21 protein-coding genes are annotated in these 21181 nt (G+C 30.5%); 14 read left to right on the top strand and 7 right to left on the bottom strand.

Annotation, left to right across the window (positions count from 1 at the left end; all coding sequences use genetic code 11):
- Positions 1–136: 136 nt before the first annotated feature.
- From C1I91_RS12790 to C1I91_RS12800, 3 genes are all read left to right on the top strand, one after another.
- A complete protein-coding gene (locus C1I91_RS12790; protein ID WP_128213236.1) occupies positions 137–1525 on the top strand; it encodes a hypothetical protein in 1389 nt (462 codons plus the stop codon).
- Positions 1526–1546: 21 nt separating this feature from the next.
- Positions 1547–2317, top strand: coding sequence for an ABC transporter ATP-binding protein (locus C1I91_RS12795; RefSeq protein WP_128213237.1), 771 nt, complete (start codon positions 1547–1549; stop codon positions 2315–2317).
- A 332-nt stretch (positions 2318–2649) separates the two neighbouring features.
- Positions 2650–3402, top strand: a complete 753-nt coding sequence (locus C1I91_RS12800) for a helix-turn-helix domain-containing protein (protein ID WP_128213238.1) — start codon at positions 2650–2652, stop codon at positions 3400–3402.
- Positions 3403–3419: 17 nt separating this feature from the next.
- Here C1I91_RS12800 and C1I91_RS12805 read toward each other — a convergent pair whose 3' ends face one another.
- A complete protein-coding gene (locus tag C1I91_RS12805) occupies positions 3420–3875 on the bottom strand; it encodes a MarR family winged helix-turn-helix transcriptional regulator (RefSeq protein WP_238475994.1) in 456 nt (151 codons plus the stop codon).
- The gene (locus C1I91_RS12810) at positions 3865–4278 is read right to left on the bottom strand and encodes an SRPBCC family protein (RefSeq protein ID WP_128213239.1); all 414 of its coding nucleotides are present in this window, start codon (positions 4276–4278) and stop codon (positions 3865–3867) included. The genes C1I91_RS12805 and C1I91_RS12810 overlap by 11 nt, the downstream gene beginning before the upstream one ends.
- A 341-nt stretch (positions 4279–4619) precedes the next feature.
- Between C1I91_RS12810 and C1I91_RS12815 the strand changes: the two genes are divergently transcribed.
- Positions 4620–5216, top strand: a complete 597-nt coding sequence (locus tag C1I91_RS12815) for a hypothetical protein (protein ID WP_128213240.1) — start codon at positions 4620–4622, stop codon at positions 5214–5216.
- A 418-nt stretch (positions 5217–5634) separates the two neighbouring features.
- Here the strand turns inward: C1I91_RS12815 and C1I91_RS12820 are convergent, their stop codons facing one another.
- A complete protein-coding gene (locus tag C1I91_RS12820; RefSeq protein ID WP_128213241.1) occupies positions 5635–6843 on the bottom strand; it encodes a hypothetical protein in 1209 nt (402 codons plus the stop codon).
- Positions 6844–6913: 70 nt separating this feature from the next.
- Here C1I91_RS12820 and C1I91_RS12825 point away from each other — a divergent pair, with 70 nt between their 5' ends.
- The gene (locus tag C1I91_RS12825) at positions 6914–7699 is read left to right on the top strand and encodes a hypothetical protein (RefSeq protein ID WP_128213242.1); all 786 of its coding nucleotides are present in this window, start codon (positions 6914–6916) and stop codon (positions 7697–7699) included.
- A gap of 44 nt (positions 7700–7743) precedes the next feature.
- Here C1I91_RS12825 and C1I91_RS12830 read toward each other — a convergent pair whose 3' ends face one another.
- Complete coding sequence (locus C1I91_RS12830; protein ID WP_128213243.1) at positions 7744–8493, bottom strand: GNAT family N-acetyltransferase; 750 nt, start codon at positions 8491–8493, stop codon at positions 7744–7746.
- 495 nt (positions 8494–8988) lie between these two features.
- Between C1I91_RS12830 and C1I91_RS12835 the strand changes: the two genes are divergently transcribed.
- The gene (locus C1I91_RS12835; protein ID WP_128213244.1) at positions 8989–9510 is read left to right on the top strand and encodes a sigma-70 family RNA polymerase sigma factor; all 522 of its coding nucleotides are present in this window, start codon (positions 8989–8991) and stop codon (positions 9508–9510) included.
- A 1-nt stretch (position 9511) separates the two neighbouring features.
- The gene (locus C1I91_RS12840; protein ID WP_128213245.1) at positions 9512–10984 is read left to right on the top strand and encodes a DUF4179 domain-containing protein; all 1473 of its coding nucleotides are present in this window, start codon (positions 9512–9514) and stop codon (positions 10982–10984) included.
- Positions 10985–11075: 91 nt separating this feature from the next.
- Here the strand turns inward: C1I91_RS12840 and C1I91_RS12845 are convergent, their stop codons facing one another.
- The 3 genes from C1I91_RS12845 to C1I91_RS12855 all read right to left on the bottom strand — a co-directional run bounded on the left by C1I91_RS12845 (position 11076) and on the right by C1I91_RS12855 (position 14798).
- On the bottom strand, positions 11076–12302 hold the full coding sequence (locus C1I91_RS12845; RefSeq protein ID WP_128213246.1) for an HlyD family secretion protein: 1227 nt from the start codon (positions 12300–12302) through the stop codon (positions 11076–11078).
- A 25-nt stretch (positions 12303–12327) separates the two neighbouring features.
- Positions 12328–13887: a DHA2 family efflux MFS transporter permease subunit gene (locus tag C1I91_RS12850; RefSeq protein WP_128213247.1), complete on the bottom strand. Its 1560-nt coding sequence runs from the start codon at positions 13885–13887 to the stop codon at positions 12328–12330.
- 305 nt (positions 13888–14192) lie between these two features.
- Positions 14193–14798 carry a TetR/AcrR family transcriptional regulator gene (locus C1I91_RS12855; RefSeq protein WP_164880526.1) on the bottom strand — a complete coding sequence of 202 codons (606 nt, stop codon included), beginning with the start codon at positions 14796–14798 and terminating at the stop codon, positions 14193–14195.
- Positions 14799–14988: 190 nt separating this feature from the next.
- Here C1I91_RS12855 and C1I91_RS12860 point away from each other — a divergent pair, with 190 nt between their 5' ends.
- The 7 genes from C1I91_RS12860 (at position 14989) to C1I91_RS12885 (ending at position 21173) form a co-directional block, all read left to right on the top strand.
- On the top strand, positions 14989–15852 hold the full coding sequence (locus C1I91_RS12860) for a hypothetical protein (protein WP_128213249.1): 864 nt from the start codon (positions 14989–14991) through the stop codon (positions 15850–15852).
- A gap of 217 nt (positions 15853–16069) precedes the next feature.
- Positions 16070–16642 carry a VanZ family protein gene (locus C1I91_RS12865; RefSeq protein WP_128213250.1) on the top strand — a complete coding sequence of 191 codons (573 nt, stop codon included), beginning with the start codon at positions 16070–16072 and terminating at the stop codon, positions 16640–16642.
- Between the two features lie 333 nt (positions 16643–16975).
- Positions 16976–17950 (top strand): alpha/beta hydrolase, encoded by a 975-nt coding sequence (locus C1I91_RS12870; protein ID WP_238475995.1) that lies wholly within the window; start codon positions 16976–16978, stop codon positions 17948–17950.
- Between the two features lie 94 nt (positions 17951–18044).
- Entirely contained in the window at positions 18045–18170 is a 126-nt protein-coding gene (locus tag C1I91_RS29395; RefSeq protein WP_275051658.1) for a hypothetical protein, read from the top strand.
- 373 nt (positions 18171–18543) lie between these two features.
- A complete protein-coding gene (locus C1I91_RS12875) occupies positions 18544–19446 on the top strand; it encodes a CPBP family intramembrane glutamic endopeptidase (RefSeq protein WP_128213251.1) in 903 nt (300 codons plus the stop codon).
- A 146-nt stretch (positions 19447–19592) separates the two neighbouring features.
- The gene (locus C1I91_RS12880; protein WP_128213252.1) at positions 19593–20147 is read left to right on the top strand and encodes a DUF1697 domain-containing protein; all 555 of its coding nucleotides are present in this window, start codon (positions 19593–19595) and stop codon (positions 20145–20147) included.
- Between the two features lie 381 nt (positions 20148–20528).
- Complete coding sequence (locus tag C1I91_RS12885; RefSeq protein WP_128213253.1) at positions 20529–21173, top strand: TetR/AcrR family transcriptional regulator; 645 nt, start codon at positions 20529–20531, stop codon at positions 21171–21173.
- Positions 21174–21181 lie beyond the last annotated feature (8 nt).

Here is a 21181-nt window from a genome sequence, read left to right on the forward strand (position 1 = left end):
AAACATTCAATAATGAGCTAATTTGCAGTTTGTAGTAATTTGAGTTTGGACGTACAATGATGTTGTCACGATATAGTGACTAGTAATATGGATGTAGATCATTACTAGTTCAATAAAAATAAATAGGAGGGTAAAAATGGGAACCTTAAAATATGCATTAAGGATGCTTAAGACAGATGTAAGACAGACATTGCTATATATGACTTCTGTAGCATTTTCCACTTTAGTTTTATTTTATGGCTATAATATAATGGACAGTAATTCTCATATTCCTCAGAATGGAAGCGTTTGGCAGATGCTTCAAATTCTATTAATGTTTTTAACTATACTGTCAATATTCATAGTTTTTTTCTCAAATTCTTATTTCATCACAGGTAAATCTAAGGAATATGCTCTTGCAGAACTTGGCGGAGTATGCTCTTATAGGCTAGTAGGTATGCTTTGCCTTCAAAATATAGCAGTAGGAATCACAGGTGGACTTATAGGAATAATACTTGGGATGATTACAACGCCAGCAGTAACCTTTGCAACTAATGGATTATTAGGAATTAAGGGCGGTGTGCAAGCATTTTCCACAGATGCCTTAGTGACTACAACTGTTATAACTATATTCATAATAATACCTTATGTCATAATTGGAGATTTTTCTTATATAATAAACAAGCCAATAAAAGAAATGATATATGGGGAGAGTAAGGTATTTACTCCAAGAGTGAAGAAGTTTTCCTTGCCACAACTATCTAGTGAATGGAAACAGTTTTATTCACTTAACACTAAAAAAGTAGAAGTAAAACCAAGTAAAGCGGCTGAAGTCGAAGTAAAACCTACTAAAACTGTTAAAGTAGAAGTAAAACCTAGTAAAATAGCTGCTGTGATAATTTATTTTATACCGATTACCATAATTTTTGTGGACTCTAGTATTATATATTTTATGTTGTTTTTCTTTCTAGTCATTTCAATAGTCGGAATCCAAAAGCTATTAAGACTGTACTTCCCAGAGAAGATATTAGAATTAAAAAGCGGAAAGTACGCAGAAGACAAGATCAAACTTATATCTCTTAGCAATCTCCATTATTCACTTAGAAAGATAAATTACCTAATTATAATACTAGCCATATCTTCAGTAACTCTCATATATCTTACAGGCAGTAATAAAAACTCACATGAAGTGGAGTTAATGAGCATGCTGGTATATATCTACTCTATAATAGCTTTAGGTACAAGTATACTATATAAATTTATTATAGAAGCATCTTATAGAAAGCACATTTTTAGGCAATTGTCTCTTATTGGATATACCAAAAAGCAAATGAAAAAAATAATTAGAGAAGAAGTGACCATGATTTATGGTATAGCCATATTGGTTCCTCTAATCCATATTTTAATTTATCTTTATAAATTTATTAGTTTTGGAGTAATAAATCTTAAACTTGCAGCTATACTTCTTGGAATTTTTATAGGAGTATTTCTTTTAATGATACCAATTTCTTATAGAGTTTATAAAAAACTTGTTTTATCTATTTAACAAAGCCTTGGAGGTAATAAAATGAATGAGATAATAGCAGTAAAAAGACTTGTAAAAATATATGAGGGTGCAAGTGGTGTAAGAGCTTTAAATGATGTTAGCTTAACTGTAAATGAAGGTGATTTCATATGCATAATGGGACCTTCCGGTTCAGGTAAATCTACTTTTTTAAATATAATAGCTAATATAGACGTTCCAACACAAGGAGCAGTAGAATTCAAAGGTGAAAATATTTTTCAGATGTCTGAAAGCAAAGTGGGAGAGTTTAGAAGAGATAATATTGGGTATATTTTTCAAGATTTTAATCTTATTGATACTTTAACTATTGGAGAGAATATTAGAGTTCCATTGACTTTAGCAAATAAATCAAGAAGCGAGTGTAATGACAGGGTTGCAGAGATAGCTGATAAATTAAATATAACAGCTATATTAGAGAAATTTCCCTCAGAGTGTTCCGGAGGTCAAAGACAAAGAGCTGCAGCTGCAAGAGCTTTAGTATTAAACCCTAAAATGATAGTTGCTGATGAACCAACAGGAAACCTTGACACTAAGAATTCACATGATATGCTTAAGATATTGAAGGAACGTAATGAAAAAGAAGGTATAGCTATAGTTATGGTAACACATGATTCTATGGTTGCAAGCTATGCAAAGCAACTATTATTCTTAAGAGATGGCAAAATTGATGATTCTCTTGAGAAAGGAAGTTTAACTCAAAAAGAATTCTTCTATAAGATAGTAGATATAACTTCAAAAGAATCTCAAGGACTATTTGATGTTATAGAAAGTTAAAGTTAATTATTATATTACAGCTTCCGATAAACTTGATAAGTATGAAAGCTATCAAAGTCTATTGAGTTTGACTAAAGTATTATTTATACTAAAGAAGATGAATGCTTTATAGCACATGGTTATGTCATTATGTACCACTTTAATCCTAAATATATTCTCAAAACTTCTCTGATTTCTAAAATCAGAATTTGAGAATACAAGCTTTAGTACTAAGTGGTACATCTCTATGCAATTTCATAAGAAATAGAAGAGAAAAACTTAATTCAAAGAATTAATTTAGACAATATATAATACTTTAGATTTAGTAGATAGATTTTGGAAGGGAAGTACATATGAGTGGAATTAATATAATAACCACAGAAAATAAGAGGCTGTATCCTGCGGATATTTATGATGATGTACGCAAAATACCTATTATTGATATAGATAGCATTTACGATATTCTGTATAAGCAAAGAAGTATTTTGGTTGTATCTAATCAATATGATCAATATGGAAATGAGCTTAAAGCTTTTAATGGATATTTAAAGAAAGAGGATATAAAGGCTTTATATTATATTAAGGACGAGGAAGACAGTAGCAATCTAAGTGAAGTAATGACTTTATCTGAGGCTGCAAAGAAGTGGGGATTTTCAGATGGTTCTACCATAAGAAAGGCTATTGAGAGGGGAAAGTTTGAAACCTATGAGATAAAGCAGGCAGGGGATATATGGATTACGACCTATTCGGCCATGGAAAGAGTTTTTGGAAAGATAAAAAATGAAGAAAAAGAATTTATAATCTATGATGATTTTGAAGGATACTTGTATAATCTTTGTTTGAAAGATTTTCAAAAATCCTATTTAAAGATAGATAACTATGAAGTCAATGATAAATTGTACGAATATATAAAAAATATTCTTAAGGAAGCTTTAGATAGCATTAAAGAAGGTAAAAAGGTTATATTTAAGGTTAAAAGGAACAATAAAACCAAACAGATAATAAATACAGAAAAAGAACTTTTGGTATACATAAAGTTACTTTGCAGACGAAGACTTATGACAGAAAAAAGAAATGAAAGGTTAATAAAAGAGCTGTTCTCGTAAGGGGACAGCTCTTTTAACTATTCCAATATCTTTAAATATTGTCTAAAAACACGTTCATCATCTTTTAATATGCCGAAAAAGTCGTCATCTATTTTTTCTACCATAGGTAAGGCTTTAATTACCATTTCTAATCCTTTTGGCAATAGTTTAACTGCTTTTGCTCTACTATCCTTTGGATTTGCAGTTCTTTCAATAAAACCATTCTTTTCTAAGCCCTTAACTATTTGAGATACTGACATAACATCCATATCTGCCATCTTAGCAATACTTACTTGGGTAACATTATCATCGGATTGACTAAGAAAGTTTAGTGATGTAAGTACTACGAACTGCGGGTGAGTAATTCCTAAATTTCGAAGTTCTTGGCTAATTGTCGAATGCCACTTGTTATATACTCGTATAAAAAGAAGTCCTGTAGATGCATCAGCATTGTCTTTAAAACGAGTGGATGGAAAGTCCAATTTATATTTCAACCTCCTTTTTAATCTTCATAACTGAACTAGGAACATCAGAGAATACACCGCAAATGAAATTGAAATCTTCTTCTGATGGATTTTCTTTTTCTAATCTTACGGTATGCTTTATATAAGTCTTCCCATCAGCTTCTAAGATATCATGTTCAAAATACAAGCCTCCAATACCAGGGACATCAGTTCGGTCGCAATAAGAAGCATCTTTAATTATATTGGTTAGTGTGAAAGGCATTTCAGGCATCCCCTCTAGCTTCATAACACCAGTAGTACCTGTTTCAATTTCTCCATTAAACTTAATGTATTCTAAATCTTCCTCCCAAATATTTCTCTTTTTAGGATCTGCATAATAAGGCCAGATAGTTTCCTTTTTAGCATTTACCTCAACTTTAAAACTTAACTCCATCTTTAATCCTCCTATTTGTAAATGTATTTATTATAAGTGTACTTATTATAAATATATTTGTAATATAAAAAGTTCATTTTGTCAATAATTAACTTGAATTTTATTTGATTATAAAATATTTGTAAATTGTAAAATGATTAAGTTTTGCAAAAATATTACAATTAAAGCATCGGATCACTGATCACTTATTTTAAACAGGGTAAATTAACAGAGCCTAAAAAATAATTGATTTTTTCTGTATTGTGGATAATAATGAAATTAATGTTATAATTAGTCTAATTATAATTTGAGTTCAGATGAGATTTGCTTAGTTTAATTAAATAAAGTAAGGAGAGTATTCAATGAAAAGACTACCATTTCAAGTGCCAACTAGTTACTATGAAGAAGCAATAATTAAGATTGATGAAGAGATTTGTGGATTGATAAAACTACGCAAAGAAATTTCGGATAATAATCCAGGGTTTCCACATTTAGAATATATATCAGATTGGTCAAAGAAATTTGATATGAGTGAGGAATTTTTGAAAGAAATATTTAGGGTATTATATCATGAAAAGATATATAAACCTTTAGTAGAGCCACAAGGATTCCAGAAGCATGTACCAGTTTTTAAATCTATTTTAGTAGGTAACCGTATCTTTACTATAACCTTTATGAAACAGTACAAAAATGCTAGTGTTTTAGTTCTTAACATAGATTGGAATGGTGAAAAACGTTCTACTATGAATCAGCACACTTATTTTGAATTGTTTATAGGGCCACAGTATGAATGTCGAATGGATAATGGCTGTGGAGGAGAAGATTATAGTTCTCATAGTTTTGTTATCTCACCAGTATTACCAGAGGATTTTTCTGGGATTGATTTGATTTTTACAGAACATGAGTATGGTTCTAGAGAAGATTCTATTGGAGATAAGATTTTAATCCACTTGGATTAATAACTTAAAGTAGTAGAAGAGGTAAAACCATTGATATACCTATATATTTATATGATTTTTTAATTATATAAATATATTTATAAAGAAGATTTGTACTTAAAATCTGAAAAAAATAGGTTATGGTTAATTTCAACTTAGTACTTTGACAGAGTATAAAAGTTGTTATAGCATAGCGCAACCTTTAAGAAGATTTTTAATATAATTCTTCAGATTTAGGAGAGTAATACGCTATTATATTTGCACAATGGATATTAATAAGTTTATATATAAGTCCTTGATAAAAGGTAATATAATTGTCTTTTATCAAGGACTTCAAATTTTTAAACAGCATTTAAGCATGTAATAAAATAAACTATCATCTTATAAGAGATTATGAAATTTTTAATAGCTAAACTTAGCTCTTTCGGAATGCAGGTGCTTAAGTTAAAGTATCGCCAGTTATTATATCTGTGAGATCCTTAACTAAGTCTCCATTTTCATTACAAATCTTAATTTTTACTTTTTTATCTTCTAAGGAGAAGTAAAGAATATAGAGTTTTCCTTCTTCGTCAAAGGGATATTGAGTGATACTTAATGGACCAAAGATATTTTCACCCTTCAAAATAACCTTAGGGATTTGATTAAGGCCGCAGATCTTAATGGCTCCTCTATGGCTTTTATCATAAGTTGTATAGACTAAAGAAAATTTTTCATTAAAAGTGTATGAATCTATCGCTGGTACTGCACCGAAAGGATCTGTATTATAAGGTATAGTGTCTAGATCATAGTAGTTATCATGATTATAGTTATCTATGGTATGTCGTATCATAAATATACTAAGTTCTTTATTCTGAGCCTTATTATCTAATATATTCATACCTGTGAAACCATAGCTATCCCAAACACCTCGTACGGTTACAACATTTTTTATTACCGGAGTATTAAAAGTATTTATAGGCTTCCCGTCTTTCAAAGCATATAGATTGATTTGATTTCTATTTAAGGAAGTATAGGTAATTAATCTATCCAAGGAATTTAAATTGGCTACATAAAATGGCTTTAAATAATAGGTTGATGTATTTGTATAGTTAGGGTTATTAAAAGCAAAACCAAACTGAGATGAGTCTACATCCGAATAATAGAGTATACTATCATTTTCACGTGTATAAATTAAACTGTTTTTATAATCCATGCTAGTTGCATTTTCAAAACCAGGTACTTCAATCATAGATACAGTATTAGAGTTTGTATCTGTTGGGTTAGTTTTTACTTTAACAATACCTCTATCATAGGCTACTATAATACTACCATCTCCCATAGGAGAACTAGATAAAATTACATTGTTTAGATTCTTATGAGAAGGAAATTCTGCCATCATAACTGATTTTCCAGTATTTATATTTAGGTTGTACAAATATGACATATTCCCTTCATTAGTTTTTTTAGTTGATAGAAGGATTAAAGAGTTTTTAATATTTGTAAATTCATTTGGCCATACTATATTTTTTATTAATCCAAACTTTTTTGAATCAATTGAAATATTAGGCTGTTTAATCTGTGGGGCTTGTCCTGAATTATCGTATATATAAACTACTGTAGTAAGTAGAAGCATAAGCGAAGTAAGGATAAGCATAGAATATTTCTTCATAGTTTTCCTCCAATATATGGTATAATATTGATTATATTACATATTGGCTCAGTTTAAAAGGAGATAACCTATGAATATTTCAGAAAGATTTAGGAGTGGATTGAAGTTTATAACAGGAAAAGCTTTATGGATTATTAGTATTCCTATATTGCTCGATTTAACTAATTTATTTATGAAGGAAAAACTATACCACAGTGTGTATAAACCGGCTGAAAAGATATTTTTATTTAAGATTGGTTTTATTAGTGCACCACCAAGTGTTGCTTATCTATTAGAGGATTTTCCTACAACCTTGCTAAAATATGATAGTAATGGTTTGACTGGGATTATAAGTAGAATAAGTCTCTTTAATGTAGCGCTAACAATAACAATATTACTAATACTAAGCTTCATTAGTAGTGGCTATATGAGTGTGCTTGGTACAAGCTTAGAAGAAAAAGTTAGAATAAAAGACTTTTTTGTAAAAGGCAATAAGAATTGGCATAAATTCTTTTTATTGAACTTAATATGTTTTGTACCACTAATATTGATAGCTTTAAATGAAGTCTTTATTGTTCTTGCATTTATAAATGTAATATTTGTGTATGTACCATATTCTTTTGCGGTTGATGATGTGAAGTTCTTACAACATTTAAAGCTAGGGATAAGGTTCTTATTCATCAATTTGGCTCTTTCCATTAAGATGGCAATATATTTTGGATTAATATTCTCATTTTTTAGTGTATTTACATGTGTCTTTGCGAGAATGGGAACAATAGGAGTAATTGTGGATATTATTTTTGTTAGCTACCTAGGAGCTTGCACTAATAGAGCAATATTAGAAATCTACTCTATTAGTGCAAAGGAAATGGATTAATATAATTGATTAGAATATAATTTAACTTAATAAGTTTTATCAAATTATCGAATTTTTCTTGTATATAATTCTGCCCAAGCAGGTAAGAAGCCAGACTTAATGGCTACATTTTGGGAATTAATATGAGATTCTGCAGTGCCGTAAAAAGGTATTTTACCTCTTTTATATACTTTCTCTTTCAGCAGTCTTACTAAATAAGTTGCTATTCCTTTGCCTGTATAATCTGGCATAACATTGATACCTATCTGCCACATGCTTTCACAATCAGCACTGGCACCAGCCATACCTATTATTTCCTCACCATCAAAGGCTGCTACCCCTAACATATCAGGAAAATTATCATTAAAAGCAAAGGCTTCATCAAATCTATCATCACCTCTGAACTGCAATATATCTTCTTTTTCATACCATTTTACAGGAGCTAGTTCTTTAATTGGAATATTATTAAAGATAGGAAGATAATAGTGGTGACAATCTGCTATTTCATGTCCAAAATCCTTTAGCTTATTATCGATTCTTCTTAAATTTGGATAGTTAAAGAACCACTCCCCAGTACCTTTTCCGTAAAATTCCTCAAACCATGGAATTATAGTAGCCTCTGTGCTTATGAAGGCTTTATTTTCCATACAAAGTATCTTAAGAAAGCAATCATCATTATCATAAAGTCTTCTTCCTTCAAGAAGCTTTTTCTCAACGATAGTATTAGTATTATTTTCAAAATCAGTTATCTGTAGATTATAGTCTAATATTAATTGTTTTTTTGCTATATTTAAAGTTTCAGCTTTACTTAGCATATCGCCACCGCCCATTAAGTTAATTATTAAGATCATTTAAGTTTTAATATTAATTTCTGTTAAAGTACTCTGTTGAAATTAAGTGTTTAGTCATCCGATGCATAAATTAGCTTACGCTAATTGCTCTCTCATATAGCTCTTCTTCATAACCGCTTAATTTCAACAATATTATTAAACCTCTAAGCAAGCTTGATATTAGGTTTTGTAACTTTTACTGAATGAAGACTAGCGTTTAACCATATACAAGGTGCTATAGGACTCTAAACATAAATAATCTATAATATCATATTACTACAGCTAAAAAGTACAATAAATAGAAAAAATAAGTATGTAGTAAAGTTTACCTGGAGCTTATATTTAGTTTTTAGAGGTTCAAACAGATATTTACAAAGTATTTAAATATATTAAAAAAATTAAAACCCTTTGGTGTTTTATACCGTCTAATAGATGTAAAATATAAATTACGCGTAATTTTTAGATTTAAGGAGCTAAGTGATGATAACAGAAAAGCAGGTACAGTTAGCAAAAGATGGAGATGAAAAGGCTTTTGAAGAGCTCATAAATATGTGTAAGGAGGAGCTTTACAGGACAGCTTATGCTTATGTTAAAGATGAGCAAGATGCACTAGATGTGCTTCAGGAAACTGTATATAAGGCATATGTAAATATAGATAAATTGAAAAATACAAAATACTTTAAGACATGGATAACAAGGATTCTTCTAAATAATGCTATGGACTTAATTAAGAAGGAAAAGAAAATTTTATCTGTAGTGGGCAATAGTGAGAAAGGCTTTGTGGATAGTGAAGTATACTGTATAGATGCAAAGCTAGATATACAGAGTTCTATTGATAAGCTAGAAGAAAAACAGAAAAAAGTGATAATTTTAAAATATTTTCAGGACTTAACTATAACAGAAATAGCAGAAGTTATGAGCTGTCCAGTAGGGACTATTAAAACTTATTTAAATAAGGCTTTAGTTAAACTTAGAACTTCTATGGATAAGGAGATTGTTTAGTATGAATGATAACTTAAATATAATCAAAGAACAGATACAGATACCAAAAAACATAGATCTGGCTATTAAAGAGGGAATTGAGCGAGGAAGAAAAGAAAAGGTTAATAGAAAAAGTAGAAAGTATAGAAAAGTGGCTACCGCAGCTGGTATAGTTGGAATTATGTCCATAATAGGAATAACTAATCCCAATATAGTAAAAGCAATTCCTGGAGTACAATCAGTATTTAGTATTATAAATCATGTTCAAGATGGTCAATTGGTGGCTGGGTTTGAGAAATTTTCAACTAGTGTAAATAAAACAGTAGAAGACAAGGGGATAAAAGTCACTATAAATGATATAACTTTAGATGATAACACTTTAGCTATAACATCTACTATTGAAGGAAAAGATCTTGATGAACGTAAAGGGGATATGAATGGCATTTTACTGAATAATCAAGCACCTAGAAGTTTTGGCTATAAGGCTAAAAAAATAAATGATAATAAGATGGTAGAAGTAACTTATGCTAATGTATCAGAGATGAAATTAACAGACAATGTGAATATAGAGTTGAAGTATCTATGGATTGGTAATACTCAGGGCTTTTGGAATTTTAAATTTTCAGTACCAAAGGGTGATAAAAATAATAATTCAAAAACTATTGAATTGAATAAAGCAATAAAAATTCCTAATGCTACTTTAGAACTAAGTAAGCTTGTAACTAGCCCGTTAGGTAATACCATAATTTACGATGGTGTATATGACAAAGAAAATAAAAGTCAGAGAAATGGGATTTTTGACTTTGCAGTTATTGATGATAAAGGTAAGATGCTGGATGCAGTTATTGCTCCTGATTACTCTAATACAAAAAAATTCGAAGGAAAAATACAAATTAACAGTAGTTTAGATGAGATTAAATTTATAACTGTTGTGCCAATATTTAAGGATTATGGTGAGGCTGAAAAAGATGTTGATGGCATAAAAACACCAGTACTTCAAGGAACTATTAATACCAATGATTTTAATATACCTCAAGAAACAATAGTTAAGTCTAGGCCTGCAACTAAAGAAGAAAAATCCAGTGGTTATGTTTATGATAAGGTTTATCATGTTTATAATATAGATAGAACAAGAGAATTTGTGAGTATTGACAAATTGATTAATCAAAGTATAAAAGTAAGTAGTAGCAATAATCTTGTAATAAAAGATATTTCAGCTACGGATAAATATACTAAATTAACTTTTAAAGTAGAAGGTAATGGAGCATATTCTTCTAGATATCTGTTAGATGCCACTATTTTGGATGAGAATTACAATGATATCGAAAGAGCGGAGAATGGAGAGACTCCTGTAAATGAAGATGTTAACAATAGAATTATATCAATAATGCTTCCTCCTATAGACAAAAATAAGAAATATAAGATTGCGCTACCTACCGTAGACAATCCAGAGATCTTAGATCAATACAAGGTTAAGATTGATCTAAATAAATAAAAAATATGCTTTAATACACAGTAAGAAAAGAACTCACTCCAATTATAGGAATGAGTTCTTTTTGATGTACTTAGCAACTATAAAAATTAAATTACTTAGTTACTTTAATTTTAGTTTCTACTGACATACCAGGGATAACATTTTTACCTGTAGTATCTAAGCTTATTTTTACAGGAACTCTTTGGCTAACTTTTGTGAAGTTACCTGAAGCATTTTCTGTGCTAAATAAGCTGAAGACAGAAGCAGTAGCTAAACCAGTTTCCTTAACCTTGCCGTTAAAAGTAACACCTGGATAAGCATCTACAGTCATTGTTACGGATTCATCTTTGCTTATGCGTTCTAGATCACTTTCTAAGATATTAGCAGTAACCTCAAGCTTTCCTAAATCTACTACTGAAACTGCAGACTGACCAGCAGCAATCATATCCCCTTCATGAATGTTTACTTGAACAACTGTACCGTCAACGCTGGATTTAACTTCTGCGTTGTCAAAGTTTAGCTTTGCTAGATCATATGAAGCTTGAGCAGCTCTAACTTGAGCCTCAACTATAGCTACATCCTTGTCAGATGCTCCAGAGTTTGTAAGACTTAGCTTGCTGTTAGCACCTTCTAAACCGGCTTTTGCAGCAGAGATCTGAGCATCTATTGCTTTTATTTGTCCTTGAAGTTGGCTTATTTGGTTTTCAAGCTGAGTTTTGCTGGAGAATAATTGTTCGATTGCTTGAGCTTTTACTGTGTATTGTGCTTCTGTTACTAAATTTTTTGCTCTTGCTGCATCAAGCTGTTTAAGAGCATAGCTTGCATCATAATCTCCAGTTGAAGGATCTTTAAAACTATCCATTTGTGATATTAATTTATTATACTCTGATTGAAGAGTATTTAAGGAACTTTGTAAGTTTGACTTAGAAGTATTAGCTCCATTTAAAGAAGCGGTAGCTTGGTCAACCATTGATTGAGCACCAGCCACTTCCTGAGCTCTAGCACCACTTTCAACCTTAGTAAGCTGAGCCTTAGCTACATCAAGAGCAGCTTGAGCTTGATTTAATTGGTATTGCAATTGATCTCCCTCAAGAGTAAATAGAACATCACCCTTTTTAACAGTTGCACCTTCAGTAACATTGATTTTTACTACTTTTCCTGGAATTCTTGAACTTGCATTTAAAAGATCACCAGTTATTTTAGCGTCATCTGTAGTGACATAGTTCTTTGAATCCATATAATATTTAATTCCAAAGCCACCTAGAGCTATAACTAGAACTGCTCCTACTGCTAGAATTATTTTTCCCTTTGATTTGTTTGACTTAACTGACTTTTCCATGGGTTTCCTCCTTATGATTTAAGGATTATATTTCCATACTTAATTGTTCTTCTGATAGTTTTACTTTTTTTGAAGCTTTACCTCTTATGAATAGAGCGATAAATACTCCGAATACTGATATTCCAGTAGCTACAATAAAGGTATCGTTCATAGCAGTTACTGTAGCGGACTTTATTAAACTTCCATAAATCTGCATGAATATAAGGCTCTTTCCTGCAGTAGGGCTAATTCCTTTAGTGGTAGCTAATCCTTGAACCAAAGCTGAAGCTTTAGTGAAAGCAGGAGAGCTTGTATTTAAGGATTGAGAAAATATTGCATTATGGAAGGCTTCTCTGCTTTGCAAAATTGTTGTTAACATAGCGATACCAAGGGATCCAGCAACTTGTCGAACAGTTGAGTTTAGAGCAGTAGCTCTTGCAGTCATTGCTGGTGGCACAGAATTCATACCTTCTGTTTGCATCGGCATCATAGCAAGACCGTTACCAAAACCTCTAACTGCCATGATAAGCATAACCGTATTGTATGGTGTGTCTAGGGTTAACCTGCTTAGCATATATGTACATCCTGAAACTACTATTAAACCTATTATTGTAAGCCATTTAGCTCCGTATCTATCGAAGAGTCTTCCGCTAATTGGCATCATTATTCCTGTTATAATAGCTTGAGGAAGCATCATCATACCACTTTGCATAGCACTATAACCTCTAAGATTCTGCATATATATAGGCATTAGGAATACCGCTCCATACATTGCAATAGTAGTTATGGTACTTATTATTAAGCTTAAAGTAAAAGGAAAGTTCTTTGTTACTCTAAGATCAAGCAAAGGATCTGAGTGATTTAATTCTATAAACACAAAGGCTGTTAATGAAAGAAAAGCAACAGTCAATAGTGTTATGGTGTAAGGGGATGTCCAACCTTTATCAGAAACCTTAGCAAGTGCTAAAAGCAAGGTGTACAAGCCTAAGGCTGAAGTAATTCCACCAAATATATCGAATTTTTTTCCTATGGTTTTTGGTGAATCCTTTAATAGAAGTACTGCTAGAGTAACCCCTATAATTCCCACTGGAATGTTAATTGTAAAAATCAATCTCCAATCCATATACTGTACAATATAACCACTTAAAGTTGGCCCAATAGCTGGTGCTGCCATAGCGGCAATTCCCCAGAAACCTAAAGCCAAGCCACGCTTTTCAAGAGGAACATTTTGAAAAAGCATGGTCATACCAACAGGCATTATCATTCCGCCACCGATAGCTTGCACAACTCTGGCAGCTATCATTGTATTTGTGCTAGTAGCTAAGCCGCAGAGTGCAGAGCCTATGGTAAATATAATTAGTGCGAAGACATAAATATTTTTTCCTCCAAACCTATCTGTGAGATAACCGGTTAGCGGAATAACAATACTCATTGTCAGCATATAGCCTGTTAGAACCCATTCAATTTGGGACTCAGCAGCACCGAAGATTGTCATCATCTTAGGTATAGCAACATTTACTATACTGGAGTCAAGAATAGCCATAAAGGTTCCGACTACAATTACTGCTAAACAGAGCCACATATAACGTTCGTCATGTTTATCCATTTTGCACTTCCTTTCTAAAGATATATGTATAACTAACTATTTAGTTAATACTGCGTAAAAAATAATAAACTTTTGTAATAGGCTTATTTATAACTAACTGTTTAGTTAACTTTGAACAAAAATATAATAACTCAATTGAGTTACTTGTTTTTAGTAGAATAATTATTATTAGAGTATATTCGATTTATATTTATAACTAACCGTTTAGTTAAATAACCTTAAAATATAAAGCAAATACATTTTAATATTTGCTATTTATATTATTATAAATTATTAGCTTCATTAGCCATAGTAAACTTTCATTTCTATTTATGACTTATATAATTCTTACGAATTTCTTTATATACCTGTAAGAATTTTTTCTTAACTTCTTCTTTATCAAAGCCATAAAACTCCGACCATTTATCGCCAACTATTATGAATGCTGCAGCTGGTACTAACATATAGTAGAAGGAGCTAAGCATAAGATTAACAGTATCTTCCACCTCTATACCTTTATCCTTAAGTCTTGAAACTTTTATTTCAGCAGAAGGAAGTATAGAATTAAATATGCTGTCATTGCTGGAATTAGCTTTGATTGATTCTATTATTATAATTCTAAGTAAATCTTTCTTGTTTGATATAAATTTATACAATTCTTCAAATAAGAACTCTAAAGAGCTTTCTTCATCTAAATAAGTATCTTTTACCAAGGTCTCACGAAAATCTTTAAAGTCTTGCTTATATTGCATTATAAGCTCCTCAAACAATTTTTCCTTGCTATTAAAATAGTAGTAGAGCATTGCCTTATTTACCTTTGCTCTAGCTGCAATTTCATCTACTCTGGCGCCATCGAACCCTTTTTCAGAAAAAACTTCAATAGCGGAATCCAGAAGCTTTTGCTTAGTATCCTGCGCTTTGTTTTTATCCAAATTAGACACACTGCCTCTCATAAACTAATTTTATATTTTGTAATTAATTGGTATAATATACTTATATATCGTTACCCTATTGATTAAGTATACATTAACTAACTACTTAGTTAATATATCATAGTTAAATAATAAATACAATATATGAAAAGCTGTTCATAAATAATTTTAATTAGAGAGGAATAATTTCATGAATAGTAATGTTCTAGCCTTTCATAACTTATGTAGAGTATATATAATCGATACCTTAAGAAACTATAGGAAGGGAATTGATAGTATAGATAAGAAAGCCTGTGAGCTTTACAAAGTAACAAAGACTTGGAATTGTGAAAGTATAAGTCAGTTGTATAGGTCATATAATGAGAAAAATCCATTCTGGTCTATAAAGGCAGAGATACTAAAGGTTATACTGCAGAGAATTGAGAACATAGACTTAAATAATTTTCATGATTTGAAAGCTATTAAAAATATAGTCATTGAAGTAAGTAGTGAAGCAAGAATAGATAGAAGATTCGGTTTTTCAGGCGTTGATAAAGCTAAAGTTAATATAATTTGTGATAAGGAGAAGAATAGTTTTTTTAGTTATTTTTCTAATATATATGAAGAGGATTTAGGCGGTGTGCCTAAGTTATATTATCGGAAGGTATTAGATAGAAAAAGAGCTGAAAATATAAAAAGTGAGGTAGAAGAGAGATTTCAGCGTTTTTATGAAGCTAAGAATCTAGATTTGTTTGTTTCTTTTAAGAAGGAGATTTTTGAGGAGAAGGTTGATATTGAAGAATTAATTAGAAGAATTAACAACAAAGTTACTAGAATATATCAATTAGACTATGATGGTATTTATGAATCTTTTATTGTGGATTTGTGCATAGAGGGCTTTTTTCCTTTTGATAGAGGAGATTTAGCTTGGTGTACAAGCAGACTTGATTGGTTTGTAAGGAGACATCATGAGGGGTATTACTTGATAGCTGGTAAGTTTATAATATCTAAGCTTAAAGAGTTGTGGCCTGATTATTATAATAGTAAGAGTAATTTTCATTTATGGCCAGATTAATAATAGTAATCGTAATTTTTATAAGGAAAAACCACTTTAGGAGTCACAGTATCAGAACTACAACAAGTTAAGTTTTATTAGAGTTAATGGATTTAAATTATTATATATCGCTATAACAAAGGGAGAAATTAGTGATGAAGATATTATAACTGTAGATCAGTATTAACTAAACAAATTATTTATATAATATGTGCTTATTTAATGGGGGGAAAATACGATGAGTTTTGATAGAATAACTGCTTTTGTCATAGGAGTACCAATACTAATAGTTACTGAAATATTAAGATATAAAAAATGTAAAAAGAGAAATAGGAAGTTTTTTAATATTAGAGAATTTCTTATTATATTACTTTCTATTTATATAATAACAGTAATATCAGTTACGTTATTGCCTTTTCGGTCTTGGGGTGCTCATAGCCCAGAAGCTAATTTAATACCTGTCTTTAATACGTTGAAGGATATGAGTAATATTCCACAAAATATGAAAGTTTTCATGATTAAATTTTGGTTAGTTAATATATTGGTAAATCTATTGCTTTTAACACCCTTAGCAATAATTGTGCCCTTGGTTTTTAAAAGATTTAGAAGCTCTAAAGCAACTGTCTTACTTGGCTTTATAGTAACTTTATCAATAGAGGTTCTTCAATATCTTTCAGCGTTTATTGGCAGTGCAAGATCTTTTGACATAGATGATATTATCTTAAACACTTTGGGAGCAGCGATTGGTTTTTACTTTTATAGATTTATCACAAAAAGGTTCATACAGAGCAAAGAAGAGCAAGTCGTATAAAAACATGGTTTGTATGCGAATAAGTTAGTATTACAAAGGTATAGTTTATATTTTTAGCGAATTGTTTCTTTAAACTAATTTGCATGTAAAAATGTACTAGATTAATAATTATTATTTGTGTAATTCTTATATACATAGGCAAAATAAATCATATAGGCTTTAGTATAGTTGATGGCCTTTATAAATAGGTTTCAGCTATACTGGAGGTTTAAAAGTTGATGTGATTGCTAAGTGGCGTTTTTAGCATAAACCTCGATGCAGCAATAATAAGCTCCAAAATATTTATTTACAAAAGTTCTCCTTGATACAAAGATATAAAAGGAGTGAGAAGATTTGAAAATAACCAATGATATGATAAATAAAGAACTAAGATTTAAAGGCAATGTTATGAGAAGAATACTTCCTTCTAGAGAAAAAACTTGTGTTATGAGTTACAAACTATCAAAAAAAATAATGAGCATATTATTTGCCGGAATAGACATTAAAGAATTAAAGTGTAGTGAAATATATATTCCTAGAAAAAGAGATAAATCTAAAATTCGTGTTCGTATATACAGGCCACTTGAGCTTAATGAAAAGGTTCCTGCAGTTCTTTGGATACATGGTGGAGGATATGCTATTGGTACTCCTGAGCAAGGCGGGCAAATATATAAAAGACTTATAACTGAAAGAAGGTGTGTAGTAATAGCGCCAGATTATCGATTGTCAGTTGATGCTCCTTATCCAGCAGCACTAGAGGATTGTTATGAAGTGCTTTTATGGATGAAAAACAATGCAAAAGAGCTAGGTATAAAGGATAATCAATTGATTGTAGGTGGAGAAAGTGCTGGCGGTGGATTGACTGCGGCTTTAACTTTGTATGCAAGAGATAAAAAGGAAGTTAATATTGCATTTCAAATTCCGTTATATCCGATGATAGATGATAGGATGATAACTGAATCATCCAAAGATAACGATGCTCCTGTGTGGAATTCCCAATCTAATAGATGGGCTTGGAAGTTATACCTTGGACAGTTGTATGGTAAAGATGTACCTGCTTATGCCGCAGCAGCAAGAGCCACTGACTACAAAGACCTTCCTCCAGCGATTACTTTTGTTGGAGATCTGGAACCTTTTAGAGATGAGACTTTAGAGTATATTAACAATTTAAGTAAAGCTAAAGTTCCAGTATATTTTCAGTTATTTAAAGGCTGTTATCATGGCTTCGATATTCTTTGTCCTAAAGCAGAAGTAAGCAAGCAGGCTACCTCTTTTCTAATGCATTCTTTTGGCTACGCTGTAGACAATTATTTTGCAAAACAAAATTAAGTTAATTATTAGAATATGTTACAAGTCAATGGTATAATTACTATAAGTTAACAGTTATTGATGGTTTATTATGAGGTTAGGGGGGGATTACAGGATGATGTTTGTAGGTATACTTCAATTTCTTTATCTATTTATAATTGTTGGAGTGGCTGGATTAAGCATATACACAATGCTTTTACTTATAAAAGCTCTAAGAATATATATTAAAAATAACTCATAGAGCTTTATGAACCTATAGATTCAAGTAAAACTGGAAACATAACTGTATTTATAAGAACTATTTATAAAATTTATTTTTGTAAAGCAATTATAAAAATACTTGTTAGTTTAAGCTACTTTTGGATTAAGATAGCATTTATTTAAATGGTTCTCTATGTTTAGAAGAATGAATAGTAAAAAAACACCTCTATATATTAATTGATAGAAGAGGTGTTTTCATATTCTAGGAATCGTGATAATCATTTAATTATGATAGTACTAACTATTTTTAGCTTTAATATAATACAGTTTGTAGCAGATGATTATGTATAATTTCCATATGAAACATTACTTACAAGTTATTAACCAAATTATTATTAAATTATGAGGTAATTATGAATAGTTTAGATTATAAGTTAAAGCAGAGTACTTTTTTCTCAGATGCAGCTAAGGATAGAATTAAACTAAATATTGTATTAATTGTCTTGCTTTATTTCATCCTATGGATGACTGGATTATTTTTAGGTAGAGTGGTATACGAAGGCTTTTCTACTTTCTTTATTAATAAATTAAATGTAGAGAAAAACTTAATAGAAAGCTTTAGAAAGATTTTGGTATGCGGAGTACAGATACTTTTATTCTTTATATGGGTGAAGTTCTTTGAAAAGAGAGAAATTAGATCATTGGGATTTAGAGCTGATGCACCTATGAAAAGCTATATAAATGGAATGGTTATAGGATTTTTAGCTATTTGTTTGATAACTATTAGTTTGTTTTCACTTAAGATAATAACTTTTATAGGTGTTAGTCAAGGGTTCTCGCTTTTGTCATTTATTCCTATAGTAGTTTCTTGGATGATACAAAGTGCTGCAGAGGAGATTGCTATCAGGGGATGGCTCATTCCTAAACTTGGATACAGAAAGACACCCATTACAGCTATCTTGATAACTTCAGTTGTCTTTGGTATACTACATCTATTTACCAAAGGCGTCACTTTGCTATCCTTTAGTAATCTAATTTTGTCAGGCGCTTTTTTTGCTATGATTGCTATATATTGTAACGGTATATGGACAGTTATGGGTTTGCATTTTATGTGGAATCTAACTCTAGGAAATATATTTGGCTTTCCTGTAAGTGGGTTTTCTAATTACGGAGAAAGCTGCGTATTATTCAAAAATACTCCAGCTAACTTCCTTAATGGAGGAGATTTTGGACCAGAAGGAGGTTTTATTACCACCTTAGTATTGCTTGTAGGAATATTTATAATAGGTATTAAGTTGTATAAAAAATATAAATAAAATTATTTATATTAGTTATAATTAGTAGTTTTAATACATTCATACATACTAGTTTAAATTAATATGGTCCACCATTTAAGGCTTATTTAAAGACACAATGCTAATTTTATTATACTAAAAGAATAAAAATAGAATAGGAGATATTTATGGGCGTTTACATAGCGTTATTAAGAGGAATTAATGTTGGAACAAAAAATAGGATAAAAATGTCTGAGCTTAAGGAGTATTTCGAAAACTTGGGGTATACTAATGTGAAAACTTATATACAGAGTGGTAATGTGATATTTAGATCTGAGCTTGATGAAAATCAGATCAAAGAACAGCTTGAAAGTAATTTTGAGGATAGGTTTGGCTTCTCTACAAAGATGATTTTGAGATCTTCTGAAGAGTTAAATAATATAATTAGAAACCTTCCTTTTTCTGAAGAAGATATAGAAAAGGCTGAAAGTACTTCAGAAGGAGAAAGTCTTTATGTATCCTTAATGCAACAGGTTCCTTTAGAAGAAAATATAAAATTGTTAGAAGCTTATAAAAATGAATATGATAAATATGAGGTAATCGGTAGAGATGTATATCTTTTATTTGGAAAAAGCATAAGAAATTCGAAATTAGCCACTAATCTTACCAAACTTAAGGTTACAGATACGGTTAGAAATTGGAAAACTTTAAGTAAGTTAGTTTCTTTAGTTGATGAGATATAAAATGGGCATTTTCAGTTTACTAAAATTAGTTTTTAAGACAGTGAAACAATAATGTATATAAGGTGAAAATTTTAAGGGAACTTTTAAAAAGTTCCCTTATTTTATATTGTTTTTTATATATGTATCAGTATGAGATTGCATAAAAAGAATATGTTCTTGATGAAGGATTAAACAGTATAACTTCATCATATGATTTATCTGATTGTATTAAATATAAAGCAATAGTAGGTTATTAAACTTTTCTAATTTTAAAATGAATTGCTGTTAAAAATTTTTAACATATTAATTTTGATATATTATTGAATATAGTTTTTTGGTATACTAAAATGTAATTAAGTAAACTGTGAGTTTACTTAATATATATAGAAGTAGGGATAAGAGATGGGAGTAAGTGAGCGTAAGGAAAAGGAAAAAGAAATAAGAAGAAATGACATTATAGATGCTGCTGAGAAGGTGTTTTTTTCTAAGGGCTATGATCTGGCTACTATGGATGATGTAGCTAAAACTGCAGAGTTTAGTAAAAGAACTATCTATGTTTATTTCAATAGTAAGGAGCAGATATATTTTGAAATAATGATAAGAGGTTATAAGCTTTTAATCTCTATGATTGATGAATATGTTAGCAATTCTAAGGACGATGGAATTACTAAGGTAAGAAAATTAGGTGAAGTGTTTTTTTGCTTTAGTAAACATCATCCAAATTACTTTTACGCCATAATGAACTATGAAAATGGAGAACTAGATTTTTCAAGTGGAATACCAGATAAGTCACGAGAACAGTGTTATGAACTTGGGGAGATAATTTTTCAGTATCTTAGTGACTTCTTAGAGCAAGGCATTAGAGAAAAGATCATACGTGAGGATATAGATATAAAGAGTACAGCAATATTGTTATGGTCATTCACTGTTGGAATATTCACTACTCTAAAGAAAAAGAAAAACTATATAGTAGAGGTACACCATAAGAGTGTAGATGAATTATTGGAAGTAGCTTTTAATATGCTTACAAAAACTATAGAAAAGTAGGAGGAGAG

Origin of the sequence: Clostridium manihotivorum (assembly GCF_004015185.1) — a bacterium.
Classification (GTDB): Bacteria; Bacillota; Clostridia; order Clostridiales; family Clostridiaceae; genus Clostridium_AR; species Clostridium_AR manihotivorum.

Bases quoted from the DNA above. Each gene is read 5' to 3' on its own strand.
- C1I91_RS12790 (WP_128213236.1), top strand. From the start codon at position 137: ATGGGAACCTTAAAATATGCATTAAGGATGCTTAAGACAGATGTAAGA.
- C1I91_RS12795 (WP_128213237.1), top strand. From the start codon at position 1,547: ATGAATGAGATAATAGCAGTAAAAAGACTTGTAAAAATATATGAGGGT.
- C1I91_RS12800 (WP_128213238.1), top strand. From the start codon at position 2,650: ATGAGTGGAATTAATATAATAACCACAGAAAATAAGAGGCTGTATCCT.
- C1I91_RS12810 (WP_128213239.1), bottom strand. From the start codon at position 4,278: ATGGAGTTAAGTTTTAAAGTTGAGGTAAATGCTAAAAAGGAAACTATC.
- C1I91_RS12815 (WP_128213240.1), top strand. From the start codon at position 4,620: ATGAAAAGACTACCATTTCAAGTGCCAACTAGTTACTATGAAGAAGCA.
- C1I91_RS12820 (WP_128213241.1), bottom strand. From the start codon at position 6,843: ATGAAGAAATATTCTATGCTTATCCTTACTTCGCTTATGCTTCTACTT.
- C1I91_RS12825 (WP_128213242.1), top strand. From the start codon at position 6,914: ATGAATATTTCAGAAAGATTTAGGAGTGGATTGAAGTTTATAACAGGA.
- C1I91_RS12830 (WP_128213243.1), bottom strand. From the start codon at position 8,493: ATGCTAAGTAAAGCTGAAACTTTAAATATAGCAAAAAAACAATTAATA.
- C1I91_RS12835 (WP_128213244.1), top strand. From the start codon at position 8,989: ATGATAACAGAAAAGCAGGTACAGTTAGCAAAAGATGGAGATGAAAAG.
- C1I91_RS12840 (WP_128213245.1), top strand. From the start codon at position 9,512: ATGAATGATAACTTAAATATAATCAAAGAACAGATACAGATACCAAAA.
- C1I91_RS12845 (WP_128213246.1), bottom strand. From the start codon at position 12,302: ATGGAAAAGTCAGTTAAGTCAAACAAATCAAAGGGAAAAATAATTCTA.
- C1I91_RS12850 (WP_128213247.1), bottom strand. From the start codon at position 13,887: ATGGATAAACATGACGAACGTTATATGTGGCTCTGTTTAGCAGTAATT.
- C1I91_RS12860 (WP_128213249.1), top strand. From the start codon at position 14,989: ATGAATAGTAATGTTCTAGCCTTTCATAACTTATGTAGAGTATATATA.
- C1I91_RS12865 (WP_128213250.1), top strand. From the start codon at position 16,070: ATGAGTTTTGATAGAATAACTGCTTTTGTCATAGGAGTACCAATACTA.
- C1I91_RS29395 (WP_275051658.1), top strand. From the start codon at position 18,045: ATGATGTTTGTAGGTATACTTCAATTTCTTTATCTATTTATAATTGTT.
- C1I91_RS12875 (WP_128213251.1), top strand. From the start codon at position 18,544: ATGAATAGTTTAGATTATAAGTTAAAGCAGAGTACTTTTTTCTCAGAT.
- C1I91_RS12880 (WP_128213252.1), top strand. From the start codon at position 19,593: ATGGGCGTTTACATAGCGTTATTAAGAGGAATTAATGTTGGAACAAAA.
- C1I91_RS12885 (WP_128213253.1), top strand. From the start codon at position 20,529: ATGGGAGTAAGTGAGCGTAAGGAAAAGGAAAAAGAAATAAGAAGAAAT.